13 protein-coding genes and 1 tRNA gene are annotated in these 16,677 nt (G+C 62.9%); 6 read left to right on the top strand and 8 right to left on the bottom strand.

Annotated features, from left to right (window positions below; all coding sequences use genetic code 11):
* Window positions 1-141: 141 nt before the first annotated feature.
* On the bottom strand, window positions 142-1,821 hold the full coding sequence (locus tag JS541_RS03880) for a sugar transferase (protein ID WP_240539240.1): 1,680 nt from the start codon (window positions 1,819-1,821) through the stop codon (window positions 142-144).
* Between the two features lie 308 nt (window positions 1,822-2,129).
* Between JS541_RS03880 and JS541_RS03875 the strand changes: the two genes are divergently transcribed.
* Complete coding sequence (locus JS541_RS03875) at window positions 2,130-3,779, top strand: MDR family MFS transporter (protein ID WP_214373327.1); 1,650 nt, start codon at window positions 2,130-2,132, stop codon at window positions 3,777-3,779.
* A gap of 1 nt (window position 3,780) precedes the next feature.
* Here JS541_RS03875 and JS541_RS03870 read toward each other — a convergent pair whose 3' ends face one another.
* The 3 genes from JS541_RS03870 to JS541_RS03860 all read right to left on the bottom strand — a co-directional run bounded on the left by JS541_RS03870 (window position 3,781) and on the right by JS541_RS03860 (window position 6,945).
* A complete protein-coding gene (locus tag JS541_RS03870; protein WP_214373185.1) occupies window positions 3,781-5,133 on the bottom strand; it encodes an Nramp family divalent metal transporter in 1,353 nt (450 codons plus the stop codon).
* An 83-nt stretch (window positions 5,134-5,216) separates the two neighbouring features.
* On the bottom strand, window positions 5,217-5,972 hold the full coding sequence (locus tag JS541_RS03865) for an HNH endonuclease family protein (RefSeq protein WP_240539239.1): 756 nt from the start codon (window positions 5,970-5,972) through the stop codon (window positions 5,217-5,219).
* 88 nt (window positions 5,973-6,060) lie between these two features.
* A complete protein-coding gene (locus JS541_RS03860) occupies window positions 6,061-6,945 on the bottom strand; it encodes an aldo/keto reductase (RefSeq protein WP_214373184.1) in 885 nt (294 codons plus the stop codon).
* Between the two features lie 259 nt (window positions 6,946-7,204).
* Between JS541_RS03860 and JS541_RS03855 the strand changes: the two genes are divergently transcribed.
* Window positions 7,205-7,876, top strand: coding sequence for a sugar O-acetyltransferase (locus tag JS541_RS03855; protein WP_214373183.1), 672 nt, complete (start codon window positions 7,205-7,207; stop codon window positions 7,874-7,876).
* A gap of 3 nt (window positions 7,877-7,879) precedes the next feature.
* Here the strand turns inward: JS541_RS03855 and prmC are convergent, their stop codons facing one another.
* The 4 genes from prmC to JS541_RS03835 all read right to left on the bottom strand — a co-directional run bounded on the left by prmC (window position 7,880) and on the right by JS541_RS03835 (window position 10,948).
* On the bottom strand, window positions 7,880-8,887 hold the full coding sequence (gene prmC, locus JS541_RS03850) for a peptide chain release factor N(5)-glutamine methyltransferase (protein ID WP_214373182.1): 1,008 nt from the start codon (window positions 8,885-8,887) through the stop codon (window positions 7,880-7,882).
* A gap of 198 nt (window positions 8,888-9,085) precedes the next feature.
* The gene (gene prfA, locus JS541_RS03845) at window positions 9,086-10,174 is read right to left on the bottom strand and encodes a peptide chain release factor 1 (RefSeq protein WP_214373181.1); all 1,089 of its coding nucleotides are present in this window, start codon (window positions 10,172-10,174) and stop codon (window positions 9,086-9,088) included.
* Window positions 10,175-10,442: 268 nt separating this feature from the next.
* Window positions 10,443-10,655, bottom strand: a complete 213-nt coding sequence (rpmE, locus tag JS541_RS03840) for a 50S ribosomal protein L31 (protein ID WP_163231790.1) — start codon at window positions 10,653-10,655, stop codon at window positions 10,443-10,445.
* A 219-nt stretch (window positions 10,656-10,874) separates the two neighbouring features.
* A tRNA-Ile gene (locus JS541_RS03835) sits at window positions 10,875-10,948 on the bottom strand.
* Between the two features lie 343 nt (window positions 10,949-11,291).
* Here JS541_RS03835 and JS541_RS03830 point away from each other — a divergent pair.
* The 4 genes from JS541_RS03830 (at window position 11,292) to JS541_RS03815 (ending at window position 16,636) form a co-directional block, all read left to right on the top strand.
* Window positions 11,292-12,791, top strand: coding sequence for an FGGY family carbohydrate kinase (locus JS541_RS03830; protein WP_214373180.1), 1,500 nt, complete (start codon window positions 11,292-11,294; stop codon window positions 12,789-12,791).
* Window positions 12,792-13,020: 229 nt separating this feature from the next.
* On the top strand, window positions 13,021-13,803 hold the full coding sequence (locus JS541_RS03825; protein WP_214373179.1) for a response regulator transcription factor: 783 nt from the start codon (window positions 13,021-13,023) through the stop codon (window positions 13,801-13,803).
* Between the two features lie 194 nt (window positions 13,804-13,997).
* The gene (locus tag JS541_RS03820; protein WP_214373178.1) at window positions 13,998-15,506 is read left to right on the top strand and encodes a hypothetical protein; all 1,509 of its coding nucleotides are present in this window, start codon (window positions 13,998-14,000) and stop codon (window positions 15,504-15,506) included.
* 152 nt (window positions 15,507-15,658) lie between these two features.
* Window positions 15,659-16,636: a hypothetical protein gene (locus JS541_RS03815; RefSeq protein ID WP_214373177.1), complete on the top strand. Its 978-nt coding sequence runs from the start codon at window positions 15,659-15,661 to the stop codon at window positions 16,634-16,636.
* The last annotated feature ends 41 nt before the right edge of the window (window positions 16,637-16,677 follow it).

Below are 16,677 nucleotides of genomic sequence, written 5' to 3'. Positions count from 1 at the left end.
TGAACCGACATACTCACAAACACTGGGTGATTGTACCAACGGCCCTCTACCCCCTAGACGGATCGTCTCACGAAGAGGCGTCCGGGAAAAGGTGACCGAGAGCCTCCGGCGGAACCGCAAACATGCGTAAAACCGACGGAATCAGTACGCGCCCTTGGGATGAATCACCACGCCGATAGTGCGGAAGATGTAGATGATGTCGCCGAGGATCGACCAGTTCTGCACGTAGTTCACGTCCAGCTGTCGGCTCTCGTCCTCGGACAGGTCGGATCGGCCGGAGACCTGCCACGGGCCGGTGATACCGGGGCGCACGAGCATGCGCAGCGCATACACGTCGTCGTACTGGGCGTATTCCTCGGGCAGCGGCGGGCGCGGACCCACGATCGACATATCGCCCACGAACACGTTGAAGAACTGCGGCAGCTCGTCAAGCGAGAACTTGCGCGTGATATGCCCCACCCTGGTGATGCGCGGATCGTTCTTCATCTTGAAGATGAAACGCTTCTCCTGGCCGTTCTCCTTGGCGAGCTTCGCCTTCAACGCGTCGGCGTTCACGACCATCGAACGGAACTTGAGCATGTTGAACGGTTTGCCGCGCAGGCCGATACGTTCCTGACGGTAGAAGATCGGTCCGCCGTCGTCCAGTTTGATCGCGATCGCCACGCCGATCATGAACGGCGAGGTCAGGATGATGAGCAGCGCGGACACGACGATGTCGAACAGTCGCTTGCAGATGCGCGTGGAGATGCCATACTGGGCGAGACTGATCGTCAGGATGTTCACGCCCTTGAGCGTGCGTACGCTCAACTGGTGGCCTGCGATGTCGGCCGCCGAGGTCAGGAGCGCGATCTCCAGGCCAAGCGATTCGATGCCGATCGAGAACGTCGCGAAATTGTTGGAATCACGGTGCAGCACGTCGGTCACCATCACGGTCTGTGCGTTCATGCGCACCGCGGTCTCGCCGAGCCGATCGTCATACGGGATCACCGGCAGGTCGGACACGTCCCACACCGACGCCAGCTCACGCAGCTCCGGTTCGCTGAGCGGCGCCGATTCGATCGCACCAGTGGCCGGATTCTCGCGAATCGGGCAGATCGCCACGGGCTTGTAGTTGAGCTGCTGACGATCCTCGAGGAACTTCAGCGTGCCGGCGATGCCCTGCGGAGAACCGACAACGATCGTCGAATACGTGTACGCGCCCTTGCGGCGGTCGCGGGTGATGACCGATCGGGAGATCATGCGCTCACCAATCGTCAGCAGGCATGCGAACAGGATCATCACAGTGATGGTCGGCAACGGCAGGCTCACAGCGAAGATGTAGTTGACTGCGCACAGCGTCAGCCAGCTGACCGCAGCGCCTTTGATGATCATGGGCACCAGCTGGTAGCCGTCGCCCATCACGTGACGGTGATAAATGCCAGCATGGCGCAGGCAGAACGCCCATACGAACGCGCCCAGGATGAGATAGACGGTGGTGCCGAACACCGGCGACGAGATGAACGAGGCTCGGCTGCCATGGCGGAACAGCAGCAATGCGGTGGCCGAGCCGATGATGAACATGGCCGCGTCGCACAGCAGCAAAGCGAGATTGAGGAAAAAGCGCCAGTACTGGACCCGGGAATACTGGTTGGCGCGCAGATCGTTGAGCATTCGGGAGGGATCGGTCCCGTTCGTGCCGCGGCCGGGCGTTGCCGGGCGGCCCTGCGGGGGCTTCGGTATCGAATCAATGGTTGGATCGGCGAGGTTTCCGGCATTACCCGCGATTACGCGTTCGACTCCCCGCTCGTTCACTGCCGTCCCGTCGGATCGTACAGATGCCATCTACGTATTCTCCTGCTCACTTCCCGGCATGGTCGTACACCATGGCTCGCCCCATGGTCGCACACCATGCGGCCTCGTTCCTCACCGAGACCGCACTGTGGGTAACCGGACAAACATATCTGAGCATACTATGCCCCCGAAACCGCGCCAAAGGCGTGTCTTGGCCACATACGTTGCCCAGATATGGTTGTAGGCTATTTACGTTTTCGAGGAAACCGTGTTTGGGAAGAATGTGGTGCATGGGGCGAATGACGAATCAGAACGGCGATGCGGCAAATGACGGCGACATGCAGGGCGCCGGCTCGGCGATGGGGCCGCTCGAGAAGCATGACCTGCGAGCCCGACGTTTCGAACGCGCGCGGGCGCTGACCCGGGAGGAGACCTACGTCGACGGACATCTGACGAAAGTAGCATTCACGTCGATCGCCATCCTTACGTTCATCACATTCGTCGGCAACTTCACCCAATTGCAACTGAGCGCGGCGCTGCCAACCATCGTCTCGGAATTCGGCATCTCGGTGACCACGGGCCAGTGGCTCACGTCGATCTTCCAGCTCGTGATGGGCGTGATGGTGCCGTTGACCGCATATCTGACGCGCCGCTACTCCACCCGTCAAATCGTCATCACGTCAATGATCGTGTTCACGATCGGCTCGTTGCTCGCATGGGTTGGTTCGTCGTTCCTCGTGGTGTTGCTCGGCCGACTGCTGGAGGCCGTCGGCACCGGCGTGATGTGGCCGGTACTGCAGATCACGGTCTTCTCCATCTACCCGCTCTCGCGCCGCGGCATGGCCATGGGTACGGTCGGCATGGCCATGAGCGTGGCACCGGCCATCGGCCCGACCATCGGCGGTTGGCAGACCGATGCGAACGGCTGGCGCTCCATCTTCCTCACATTGACCGTCATCGGCGTGGTCTCACTGCTGCTGGCCGTGTTCGGGCTGCACAACTTCGGCGAGCATGATCCGGACGCGCGCGCCGACTTCTTCTCCGTGGGGCTTTCGGTGATCGGTTTCGGCGGGCTGATGTTCGGCTTCACCAACATCGAGGCGTATCCGTTCACGCATCCGATGGTATGGGGCGCGGTGCTGATCGGTCTTGCCGGCATCGTGTGGTTCGTGATGCGCCAAGTGCACGGGGCGAGGAAGTTCAATGAGGCGAAGGCTGCGGCACGGTCCGCAGCCGAGGCCACTGAAGTCACAGCGAACGCCGGCCGCAAGCCCCTCGATACGGCCGACGGCAAACCCGTCAATCCCCCGCTGCTCGATCTCGGCGTGCTCAAGAACCGCAGTTTCACGATCGGCACGATCTGCGCGGCGCTGAGCTTTTTCGCGTTCAGCTCGATCATGGTCATCATGCCGCTGTATATCCAGAACGACCGCGGCTATTCCGCCACGATCAGTGGTCTGGTGATGATGCCCGGCGCATTCGGCATGTGCATCTCGCAGTTCTTCGGCGGCAAGCTGCTCGATCGGCTCGGGGCACGTCCAGTCGCGATCACTGGCACCGGCATCCTGCTGTTCGGCACCATCATGATGAGCCTGATCGACCGCAATACGTGGATCTGGTGGGTGTCGATCTGGCAGTTCGTCCGGCAGATCGGCATGGGCTTCATCATCATGCCGATCACCACATGGTCGCTCAACTGCCTTAACCACAGCGAAGTGTCCGCTGGCTCGGCCGTCACCAACACGGTGCGTCAGATCGCCGGCGCCATCGGGGCCCCGGTGCTCGTCATCCTTATGGAAACGCTGATACAGGTGCATGGCGGCAACCAGATCGACGCCAGCATCTTCGGCACGCAGTGGACGCTGCGCGTGAGCGCGTTCCTCGTGTTCATTCAGATGCTCATCGTGATCTTCGGCGTCAAAGGCGCGGGCGCCGGCTCATCGCATGAGGCGGCGCAAAAGGCCGTGGCACACTTCCACGAGGTGCATGCCGCCCGCGCTCGGCAGTAAATCACGCCTTGCCAAGCACCGTCAGCACGATCAGCAGCACGTTGAGCGCCACGATGAGCGCCGCCACGCCGATGAAGATCACATGCTTGGCCGTCCCATCGACGTACTCCCCCATCAGTTCCTTGTCATGCGTGTACCGCATGAGCGGGATGATCGCGAACGGGATGCCGATCGACAGGATCACCTGCCCGACCACCAGCGCCTGCGTGGGATTCGGCGCGAACCACAGCACGATCAGTGCCGGCACAAGCGTGACCACACGGCACGCCCACATCGGTGCCTTGATGCGCAGTAACCCATGCATGATCTCCGAACCCGCGTATGTACCGACCGACGTGGAGCTGAGCGACGACGCCAGCAGTCCAATCGAGAAGATCGTGCCGACCACCGGCCCCAACACGCTCACGATCGCATGCTGCGCGCCTTCGATCGAATCGGTGCCCTTCATGCCATACAGCGAATTGGCTGCGATGATGAGCAGCACCACGTTCACCGAACCGGCCAGCAGCAACGCCCACGCCACGTCGATCTTCGAACCGTGCAGCAGCTGGCGCACAGACGGTTTGGCCTCCCCCGGCCCGTAATGGTCGTTCACCAGCGTGGAATGCAGGTAGATCGCATGCGGCATGACCGTCGCGCCCAGCATCGACGTGGCCATGAGCACCGAATCGGTGGTGGTGAAATGCGGAATCAATCCGCCGAGCACGGCGGCCGGGTCCGGCGGCGCGATGAACAGACCGAAAATGAATCCGAACGTGATGACCAGCAGCAACGCGATCACGATCTTCTCGAACAGACGGTGCGTCTTGCCGCCTTGGAACCACAGCAGCACCGTGGAGATCGCGCCGATCACGAGACCGCCCATGAACAGCGGGATGCCGAACAGCAGGTTCAGCGCGATCGCACCGCCGATCACCTCGGCCAGATCGGTCGCGATGGCGATGACCTCAGCCTGCATGAAGAACATGAACCGTCCTGCGTCGCTCATACGTTCACCGAGCAGCTCCGGCAGCGATTTGCCGGTAACAATACCGAGTTTTGCGGATTGATACTGGATGAGGACGCTCATCGCGTTCGCAAGCACGAGCACCCATACCAGCAGATACCCGTAGCGCGCACCGGATGTGATGTTCGCCGCCACATTGCCCGGGTCGACGTACGCGACGGCCGCCACGAACGCCGGCCCCAGAATGCTGGCGAGCGCATGCCCCTTACGCCCGTTGGCGCGTTTTCCGCCGCGCTGCCGCTCCTGCCCTTCACTCACGCGGGCGCGCTCGATCTCCAGCTCGGCGGCCGGCCGCTCGATCGGATTCATGGTTGTTGTGACTGTATCGTTACCGTTATTCTCTTCCATACCGCGCACCGTTATAACGCCGGCACGTTACAAACGACGGGATTTGTCCCGCGGTTTGACGGAAATTCATACCCGGTTATGGATTACGGCAGCTGCTCGTTCGGGCAGGCGACCAGCACGGACTGCATGGCCTGTTTCTCCCGCGTGGTGACGCTCAGACCATACTTGGTTTTGACCGCGATCTGCCGTGCGACGTATCGGCAGCGATAGTCGCCGTTGGTAGGCAGCCAGTACTCGGCCGACGCGGAGCCTTTGCTCTGGTTGGCGGGCCCGTCAACGGCGAGCAGATTGGTCATGTCGTTGCCGAACCGGTAGCGTTTCGCGGTGTCCCAGTCGCGGGCGCCGGACTGCCATGCGTTTTCGAGCGCGACGACATGGTCGATCTGCACGGCGCTGCTGGTCTTGACCCCGCGCACGAAATGGATGGTCTGCCCGGTGTATGGGTCGTCGAGCGTGCCGGATTTGACCTTGCAACTGCTGGCCGATACGTACTGCACGTCGGTCAGGTCTCGGGCGAGCACGTCTTCGCGTACGTCGCAGCCATTGCCGTCATCGTCGGTTTCGCGATAGCCGAACAGGTCGCGATCGTAGCCGGTCGCATCGGGATTATCGTCGACGGTGAGTTTGTTCAGCGCGTCCGCGGCCGGACCGCTCGCCGCGTATTCGCCGGTGATCTGGCCGACGGTCGGACTGACCTTGGGCAGTCCGATGCCGACTGACACGCCGGCGACCACGACGAGCACCAGCAGGATCAATACGCGTTCGAACGGATTGGACGCATTGAACCGACGCCGCGAAAAATGCGTATGACGACGGGAATACCGTCTGTTTCTAGGCAAGTATCGCTCCTGTGATTCACACCGTGTACGATTCCTGGGTCATGTCTCGCATGCCGGCCTTTGACATAGGGATCCGGCACGTCGACGATCACGCATACGTGAATTTCATCGGATCATGGCCGGCGCGCTTCGGGCCGTCAAGCTTGTCGATGGCCGCGTGTTCCTCGAGGGTGAGCGCGAAGCCGAACAGGTCGAGGTTTTGACGCTGGCGTTCCTCATGCACCGACTTGGGGATGATGATCGTGCCGTTTTCGATGTGCCAGCGCAGAATCACCTGGGCGGGACTCACGTTGTGCTCCTCGGCGATCTTCGCAATCACGCCGTCGCCGGCGTTGAGATCAGCGCCGCGGGCCATCGGCGAGTACGCCTCGACCGCGATGCCGTGCTTGCGGCAGAATTCCACGACTCCGCGCTGCTGCCACGTCGGGTGCAGTTCGATCTGGTTGACGGCCGGCCATTCACCAGTCTCGTCGTGCAGTCGTTCGAGGTGCTCCGGCAGGAAGTTGCACACGCCGAGCGTCTTCACACGGCCTTCCTCGCGCAGTTTGTCGAACGCCTTCCACGTGTCGCCGCTACGCCAGTCGAACGGCGTCGGCCAGTGGATCATGTACATGTCCACATAGTCGACCTGCAGCAGTTTCAACGAATCATCGAACGCGCTCAGTGCGGAATCGTAGCCCTGCTGGGAGTCGCGCAGCTTCGTGGTCAGCCACAGTTTCTTGCGCTGCTCGCCTGTGTTGTAGCCGGTTGCAGCGAGAGCTCGCCCGACGCCGCCCTCATTGTTGTATCCGGCGGCGCCGTCGATGTGACGGTAGCCGAGTTCGAGCGCCGACTCAACGACCGGCGCGACCGCGTCGTCCTCGATGCGCAGCACGCCAAGTCCGACCTGCGGAATCGCGTTGCCGTCGTTCAGCTTGATGTCCGGCACGGTCGCGGCCGCAGCCGCCACGGCAAGATCACTGGTTCCCAACATGGCAAACCTCCTGTGCGAAAAGTTCTTGCTGTCCACAATACACGGTGGCCTTATCAGCGGGAATGCGCCCGAGACGGTTCGCAATCGCGCCTTGGACGAAGACTCGCCGCCGACCGCGGATCCCGGGGACGGCTCGAGTCCGCAGGCCGGCGACGAACCTCCCGCAATCACACCCCACGCACCCCGCCGCCTATGTACGTTTGCGCATTTATACTGTGTGCCCGTATCCTGTCCTCCGACGCCGCAAAGGAGCCGTATCATGACCGCCGAAAACGCATCCGCCATCCCACCCGTCGAGCTGCGCACACCCCGCGCTTCGGAACGCGAGGAGATGCTCGCCGGCAAACTGTACAACTGCGCGGATCCGGAGCTGTGCCGTCTGCGCGATCATGCGGCCGACCTGTGCACGAAGTTCAACGCGCTGCCGCGCGGCGACGCCGGGACGCGTGCCGCGGTGCTGGACGAACTGCTGCCCGGCCACGGCTCGGACATGTGCCTGATGGGACCGGTGTTCTTCGACTATGGCTGCCATACCAAGATCGGCGACCGTGTGTTCGCGAACTTCAATTTCACGGTGCTGGACTGTGCTCCGGTGACGATCGGTGATGACGTGCTGTTCGGGCCGAATGTGTCGCTGCTGCCGCCGATGCATCCGATGCGCTGGCAGGACCGCAATTCGCGCGTCGCTCCGGACGGCTCGTCGTACGACTACGAGTATGGCAAGCCGATCACGATCGGTTCGAACTGCTGGTTCGGCGGCAATGTGACCGTGGTGGGCGGCGTGACGATCGGCGACGGCTGCGTGATCGGCGCCGGTGCGGTGGTGACGCACGACATTCCGGCCAATTCGGTGGCCGTGGGCGTGCCCGCACGCGTAATCCGCACGATCACCGACGCCGACGCCTCCATCTACCAGGAATACGCGCAGTAGTCGCTATCCCCGCACCGCAAACAAATACCGAGGCCGCCCCGTCCAGTCGTTTTCGGTTCGCGCGTCCGTAAAACCGTTCGCCCGCGCGAACGCGACAAGCTGATCCCCCTGCGAAATGTCATGCTCCATAACCAGCGCGCCGCCTGCACGCAGCAGCCCGGCCGCGCGCAGGATGATGCGTTCCGGAATCGCCGAACCATCCGCGGAACCGCCGTATAGCGCCATGTCCGGATCATGATCGCGTACTTCGAGCTGATCCGGAATCTGTGACAGCGGCACATACGGCGGATTCGTGATGACCAGATCGATCGTGCCGTCGAGCTGCGGCAGGGTGAGCGGGCTGGTCGCGTCGCCGCGTTCGAGGTGATAGTTGTATCCGGCCGACGGATCTCGTTTGGCAACTGCCTCGCGATTGCGTTCGGTCCACGCATACGCCTTGTCCGACAGTTCGACCGCCCACACCTCGGCACCACGCACCTCGGTCACGACGGACAGTCCGATCGCGCCCGATCCAGCGCACAGGTCGACGACGCGCGGCGTATACAGCCGTTCCCGCGTGATCCAGTCCAATCCGGCCTGCACCACGGTTTCGGTCTCCGGCCGTGGAATGAACACGCCCGGTCCGACAGCCAAGTCCAAATATCGGAACGGCGCATGTCCGACGATATACTGCAACGGCTCCCGCTTCGCCCGCCGATCGATCATCGCAGAGAATCGTTCTGCCACAGAAAGATCTCTCCGCTCGCTGCGCTCGGTCGAGATGACAGAGGAAGCGCTGTATCCAGTCGAGATGACAGAGGAATCAGCCCCGTCGTTGTCATTTCGAGCGAAGCGAAACGAAGTCGAGAAATCTTCCCACGCATCGCCCATCAGTATCGCCTTGTCGACGTCGCGCAGCTCGCACCCCGCCGCCTCGGCCAGCAGCAGCTTCGCATCATGCTCGGGCGTATCCACCCCAGCCTCATGCAACGTCCCCGCCGCATCCCGAATCACATCAGCAACAGTCGTCATGCACAAACCCACTTACATTCCGGCTACCAAACAAACGCAACATAAATACGCAACGAGGGCGGCGCCGGGACATATGATGATCGACCGTAAGACTTGGCCGAGCGGCCCGGAGCGTGTCGGGCATCATATGTCCCGGCGCCGCCCGGCCACGCACAAAAGGATAATTGCGCAGCCTATTCGTCCGCTAATGAGGAGAATCTACTTCTGGTTCGCGAGCCGTTCGGCTTCGTCGGCTTGGATGTCCGAGTCGATCACGGCCTGCAGATCGCCGTTGAGCACCGCGTCGAGGTTGTACGCCTTGTAGTTCGTGCGATGGTCGACGATGCGGTTCTCCGGGAAGTTGTACGTGCGGATACGCTCAGAACGGTCGAGCGAACGCACCTGCGAATGACGCATATCGGCGGCTTCAGCGGCCTCCTGCTCGTGCTTCATGGCGAGCAGTCGCGACTTCAAGACGCGCAGCGCGGCCGCGCGGTTCTGGATCTGCGACTTCTCGTCCTGCATGCTCACGACGATGCCGGTGGGGATGTGGGTCATGCGCACCGCGGAATACGTGGTGTTGACCGACTGGCCGCCGGGGCCGGAGCTCATGAAGATGTCGATCTTGAGGTCCTTCGGATCGATTTCGATCTCGTCGTCGTCCTCGTCGGCTTCCGGGAAGACGATCACGCCGGCCGCGGAGGTCTGGATGCGGCCCTGCGATTCGGTGACGGGGATGCGCTGGACGCGGTGCACGCCGCCTTCGTACTTGAGCGAGGCCCACACGCCGTCCTCCGGCGCGGGCGTGCCCTTGGCACGGATGGCGATCTGCACGTCCTTGACACCGCCCAGCTCGGTCGTGTTCTCGGACTGCACGGTGACGGTCCAGCCGCGCTTTTCCGCGTATCGCGTGTACATGCGCAGCAGGTCGCCGGCGAACAGCGCCGCCTCTTCACCGCCGGTGCCGGCCTTGATCTCCATGATCGTGTCGCGTGCGTCGTCCGGGTCGCGCGGGATAAGCGCGGTCCTGAGCTTCTCTTCAGCGGCCGGAAGCTCGGCTTCGAGTCGCTTGGCTTCCTCGGCGAAGTCTTCGTCCTCATCGGCCATTTCACGCGCGGCCTCGAGGTCGTCGCGGATCTGCAGGTAGTTCTTGTATGCGGACACGATGCCGCCGAGCTCGGCGTGGCGACGGCCCAGCTTGCGGATCTTGTCGGGGTCGGACACGACTTCGGGGTCCGCCATCTTCGCTTCGAGATCGTGGTATTCCTCAAGCGCGGTCTGCGCGGCGGGGAATTGTTCGTCTGCCATGGAACTTCCTTCGTCTATGACTGGTTCACACTGAGTTGCTCGCCTTATCCGTACGGTTTTGCAGACACCAGCAGCAAAACCGTACGGATGGAAACGCTATATGTACGGTTCTGCAGACGCGATCTGCAAAACCGTACACAACAAGCCGGTATATGCACGATCCTGCAGATGACGTCTGCAAAACCGTACATACGGATATACAAAAACGCCAGTCCGCGATCGGGTCGCCGAAGCGACGCCATGACCGCATGGACTGGCGTTGATGAAGCTAGTTGGCCTTCTTGCCGTAGCGGCGCTCGAAGCGAGCGACGCGGCCACCGGTGTCCATGATCTTCTGCTTGCCGGTGTAGAACGGATGGCAGTTCGAGCAGACGTCGACCGTCATGTGGTCGCCCTTGTAGGTGGAACGGGTGACGAAGGTGTTGCCGCACGAGCACAGGACTTCGACGGCATGATAATCGGGATGGATACCCTGCTTCATGGTGTGTCTCCTAAGGATTCGGGGGACCCGGGTCGTCGCGCCCCTATGGCCGACGTGAACCGGAACCTATGGGAGTATACGCGCACGCATCGACTTTGGGACGCACATAGACGACCGGCCGCGACGAAACGCTGCCATGATACGCCATCGCACACGGCAGGCCGAAGCCCGGCACATACGAAAGCCCTTGGAACGCTGTGTTTCCAAGGGCTTTGCCGGTGGGGCCGCTCGGGCTTGAACCGAGGACCGGGCGATTATGAGTCGCATGCTCTAACCGACTGAGCTACGGCCCCACGATGGCCGGCGACTCGCGCAAGCCAACCTGACCAGTGTAGCAGAACGCCCGACCGCGCGACGCCGTCCCGCCTCCCGCACAGACCAATCGCCCTCCCTCTTCCGTATCCCCGCAACGCTCACGCATCGCCATGCATTCCGCATGACACCGCACCACCGCTGTCACTTGGGACCACCCCGCATGACATCCGCCCCCACATCGCAACGCACCACGCCGCTCGGCACGGTATCGTGATACACTGACCATGATAGTTTAATGATCTAACTTACTGGCTGTGCATGGCACCGAGCGCCACTCGCGACAGTCCGGCAAGCATGATTCGCGCAATGCAAGGAGGCACAATGACTCAGATTCTGGTGGCGGGCGTCGATACGTCCACGCAGTCGACCAAGGTGCGCGTCACCGACGCGGCGACCGGCGAACTGGTGCGCTTCGGTCAGGCGAAGCACCCCGACGGCACGAGCTGCGACCCGAACGCGTGGTGGGACGCGTTCCTCGAGGCGTCGGCACAGGCCGGCGGCCTTGACGACGTCGCCGCGCTGGCGGTCGGCGGTCAGCAGCACGGCATGGTACTGCTCGACCAGCAGGGCCGCGTGGTGCGCGACGCGCTGCTGTGGAACGACACCCGTTCCGCACCGGACGCCGAGCGACTGATCGCCGAACTGGGCGAAGCGGCCAAAGCCGAGGACGGTTCAGAGGACGAGCTGTCCGACGATCCGATCATGCGCGGCCGCCAGCGCTGGGTCAAGGCGGTCGGCTCGTCGCTGGTCGCCTCGCTGACGATCACGAAGATCGCGTGGGTCGCGGCGAACGAGCCGGAAAACGCGGCTCGCGTGGCCGCGGTCTGCCTGCCGCACGACTGGCTGAGCTGGCGCATCGCCGGCCACGGACCGGTCGCGGACGGCGAGAGTGCCGATCTGGGCGCACTGTTCACCGACCGTTCGGATGCGTCGGGCACCGGCTATTTCGATTCGGCGGCGAACGAATACCGTATGGATCTGGTCAAGATGGCGTTCGGCCGCGACGACGTGACGCTGCCGCGCGTGCTCGGGCCGACCGAGACCAGCGCGGTGGCCGATCCCGCGATCGCCGGCAAGAACGTGCCGGGCGGCTGCATCATCGCTCCGGGCGGCGGCGATAACGCGATGGCGTCGCTGGGCCTGAGCATGGGCGTGGGCGACGTGTCGATCAGTCTCGGCACATCGGGCGTGGCCGCGGCCATCTCCCCCGCGCCGGCCTACGACATGACCGCTTCGGTGACCGGCTTCGCGGACTGCACCGGTCACTGGCTGCCGCTGGCATGCACGATCAACGGCTCGCGTATCTCCGATGCGGGCCGCGCGGCGCTGGGCGTGAGCTATGACGAGCTGGCCGATCTGGCCGCGCAGTCGGTGCCGGGCGCCGAGGGCATCACCTTGATCCCGTATTTCGACGGCGAGCGCACGCCGAACCGCCCGGACGCGACGGCCACGCTGCACGGCATGACGTTGAAAAACACGACGAAGGCGAATATCGCCCGCGCGTTCGTCGAGGCGTTGCTGTGCTCGCAGCGCGACTGCCTCGAGCTGGTCAAAGGCCTTGGCGTGGATGTCAAGCGCATCCTACTGATCGGCGGCGGTGCGAAGTCGGCTGCGGTGCGCGCGTACGCTCCGTCGATTCTCGGCATGGACGTGCTGTTGCCGAAGACCGACGAATATGTGGCGATCGGCGCGGCGCGTCAGGCCGCGTGGGTGCTGGGCGGCGAGGCCGAACCTCCGGCATGGGAGCTGACTATCGAGGACACGCTCACCGGCGAGCCGACCCCTGAGGTCTACGCCCAGTACGCGAAGTACCGCGGCTGATCCCCGCGTCCCGCTCTTGGAAACGCCATACATCAGTCTTCCGCTGTCGGCGTTTCCAAGAGCTGTTTCATAGCACAGCGGCGGAAATGTTTCGATATCGGCCTGCCGATCGAGATATTTCCGCCACGCGCGATGGCTCCGAGCCTGAATGTCATGTGCGGCGCCACAGGAATTGGGCATGTCGCCGGCACCCGGCCTACACTCGAAGATGAGTGAGACAGGGGGCATCATGGCGGATCCGGAACATCAGACCAACCGTGAAACATCGCGTGAAACCATTCGCGTCGCGATCGTGGACAACGATCCCTATGCCCTGTTCGGCCTTGCCGCCCAAGTCAAAGCATGCGGCCCGAGATTCGAGGTCGTCTGGCAGAGCGAACTAGGCGCGGTCGCGTTCCAGAAGGCTCTTGATCCGCGCACGACGCCCGATGTCATGCTGGTCGACATGTCACTCACCGACATGCAGGGTCCTGATCTATGCGCGCAGATCCGTCTCCGTTCGCGCTCGATCGGCTTGGTCGGCATCACATCGCGGCCGCTCGAGCAGTATTGTGATCCGATGATCGAGGCCGGTGCCCAAGGACTTGTCGGCAAGCGCATCAGTCCGCAGTCGCTTGCACAGGTATTGATCCAAGCAGCCGCCGGCCAACCAGTCATCCCTGAAGAACGCTGTCCGGAAGCGGCCACATCCCGCACATTCCAATCTGTCGCGGAATCCTTCGCCCGCGTCAACGCCGGGCGAACGCGTGGCACCACGTTGTCCGAGCATGAACGCGAGGCGCTCACCTTGTATGCCAGCGGGCTGAAAACCGCACAGGTCGCCGCACACATGTCCATCACCGTGTCCAGCGTGCAGACACTGGTCAATCGCGCCAAAACCAAGCTCGGCGCGGCAAGCCTACCGCAGGCCATCCGCATCTGCACCGAACGCCAACTGATGGCCGGGCCGCGCAACGAGTCCCCGTCTCCGAACGGATTGCGCGAGTCAAGCCCGGAAACGAGTTCCCGATGACCAGCTCCTCGTCAGACACGTCCCGCGACAGCACATCCCAACGCACAGCGGCCGACACCGCACCACGAACAGCAGACTCCGGCCCGGTTTCGCCATCGTGTCACCAACCAGACAGCCATCATCCGCTTATCAATAACGCGCATCGCGGCGAGGAGTCAAGCACATCGGCGCCGCCGCCCGGAACGCTCGGCTCCGTGGAAGAACCAGCATTCGACGTACCGCGACCGGCTGTATCCCACCGGTCGACCGCACGGTTCGTCGCACAATGCGCGGAACGATTCGCCGCCCGCCGCTGGGTCGGCGCGTTCGGCGCGTTGTTTGCCGCGTATCTGATGTTGGGATCGTTGATCGTCGCGTTTGTCAGTTACGTCGATCATCCCGGCTGGCTGACGGTCACGACCATGATCGCGGCGGCCGGATGCCTGCTGCTGCCCGGTCTGCCGACGCTCGGAGCCGGCTTGGTCACCGTGTTGTGGTCAGTCGGCCCACTGGTGCAGACGGCTGTCGGATCGGATCAGTACATGCCGCCGAACCTGGAGTATGCGGCGCTGTTCGCGGCCACGGTCGCCGCATATTACGGCACGCGACGGTATCTGCCGTTGCTTGCCGTTGCGTTTGGCACGTATATATACGGTATGGTCAGCGCGATCGGGGCATCGGAGGTGCCGTTCGACACGCTGAATACGGTTGCGGAAGCGGCGGTCCGGTTTGCGCTGGCGACGGTCGCCGGGTACGCGTTGCGCGAACAGTGGCGTACACAGGCCACAAAAGCCGCGTTGGAACGCAGTCGGATGATGCTGGAACGTCACCGTGCGCAGCAAACGTTGGCGACAGGAATCCATGACGGGATTTCGAACAAGCTGGCGTTTCTGCTGATGACGTTGGACCGTCATATCGATGCCAACGAGCCGGTCAGTGGCAAGGAGTTGCGGCGGATGCGCGACTGTGCGGATGAGGCGTACGCGAGCAGCCACAATCTGATCCGCATGCTGAGCAGCGATAGTACCGGTACGAACGGGACCGACAACGTTGGCGACACATTCGCAGCATCGCAAACCACAGACACACCAAAAAGCCCGACATCATCAACCCAAACGGCAAGTACCGCAAACGTGATCAGTGCGACACGCGACACGCATGAGGACACCAGACCGACCATATTCAGCTATACGACACGCGAGGATGCGATCACATCGCCGGACAGTACCGGATACCGGTGGATCAATACAATCGCCGACTCGCTGCGGCGATACGACGAGCAGCTGTCGGAGGCCGGATTCGACGGGGCCGGGCTGCCGCCCACGCCGGCGAGCGCCCCTCCGGCGATCAGCCGCGCGGTGCTGGACGCGACGCTGGAATTGATCGGCGAACTGTATGCGAACGTGGTCAAATACGCCGATTCTGCACGACCATATATTGTGGCGGTCAACGCGACGGCCGATCACATCGTCGTCACCTGTGCCGATACCGCGGCAGATCAGTCGACCAGCGACGGCAATGACAGTGATGCAAACGCCGGTGAGCACGCCACGGCCGCGGTACGTGACATGCTCAGCAACACACGGCATCGCGAGTCCGGCACCGGCACCGGACTCGCTCGCCGCCGCGCGCAGATCGAGCGGCTGGGAGGCACGTTGACTGTCACCGCGGACGGTAACGCCTGGCATTGCGAGGCGATCATTCCCTATATGACCGCGCAATAAAAACACACAAGCATCTTCCGCCGCCCCTTGTCGTGAATCGCACGACGCGAGATTGGGGAATCAACCACGTTGCCGCACACTGGGATCATCCGGCGATACCGCCGGGCCGAAGCGCACGCTTCGCCACATCACACCCCGGTAAGGAGGGCATCATGGGCACCATATATTCCCGCACGCCGGGCAGCGGCACATCAAGCACCGGCACACCAAGCAGCGCATCGTCGCGCACTCGCGCGTCTCGCATGATCGTCGCGGTCGTCGCACTGGTCATCATCGCACTAGCCGCCGGCATCGCATACGGTGTCAGCCGAGCGCACCGGCTGCAGTACACGATTCTGGTGCTCGGCGACGAATCGGCGGTCTCACGGGCACAGCGGCTGCGCGAGGGACTGGTATCCGCCGCCGACCTGTCCGACGATCAGATCACGGTGGACGATCTGTCCGATGAAGTATCCCTGCACGACACAGACGGCGCGACGACCCTGTCGAACGCCGATCGGCAGCACATCGTCGATCTCATGCTCAAGCTGCGTCAGCAGGGCGGCGGCGCACTGATCGCGCCGGCGTCGTTGTTTGATTCGACCACCGATCAGCAGACCTGTTCCAATGATCTATCCGGCTATGTTGTTACGAACGAACAGTCCACGCTCGACACGGCCACACTGCCGCTGAGCCGGTCGTTCGCCGCGACTCTGCCGGATGACGCCTGGTATTACACCACGTGCAGCGACGGCGAACCTGCCGACGATGCGGCAACGAACGACAATCTGGCACGGCGCTGCGAATACGACGCGGAACGCGGTTCGACGATCTGCGCGACGGAACGCGGAGCCACGGAATACCGTCCGGCAGCGAGCGTGATCCCGCCGGGCGACGACGTGCGCGCAATCTGCGAGGACACCGGCTCGTGCGTCTGGGAGCAGGACGGCATGCTGCAACGGTATGCGGTCAAGCCGCAGGGCCTGGATCTGCGCAAGTCCGCGATATGGGCGTCGTTCGGCGGCACGAACACCGCAAGCGACGCTGGCACCACCAGTTCCGCGTACGTGGTCACACTGTTCCCCGACGAATCACTGAACAACAGCTCCCGTACGCTCAATGACGCGTTCGTCCGCTATCTCGAGTTCTGATCTCAAGCCCTGATCTCACGTCACATCTCATATGACGAACA

This window comes from Bifidobacterium sp. SO1 (assembly GCF_018555335.1).
Lineage (GTDB): Bacteria > Actinomycetota > Actinomycetes > Actinomycetales > Bifidobacteriaceae > Bifidobacterium > Bifidobacterium simiiventris.
This window is presented reverse-complemented; position numbering and strand designations above follow the sequence as displayed.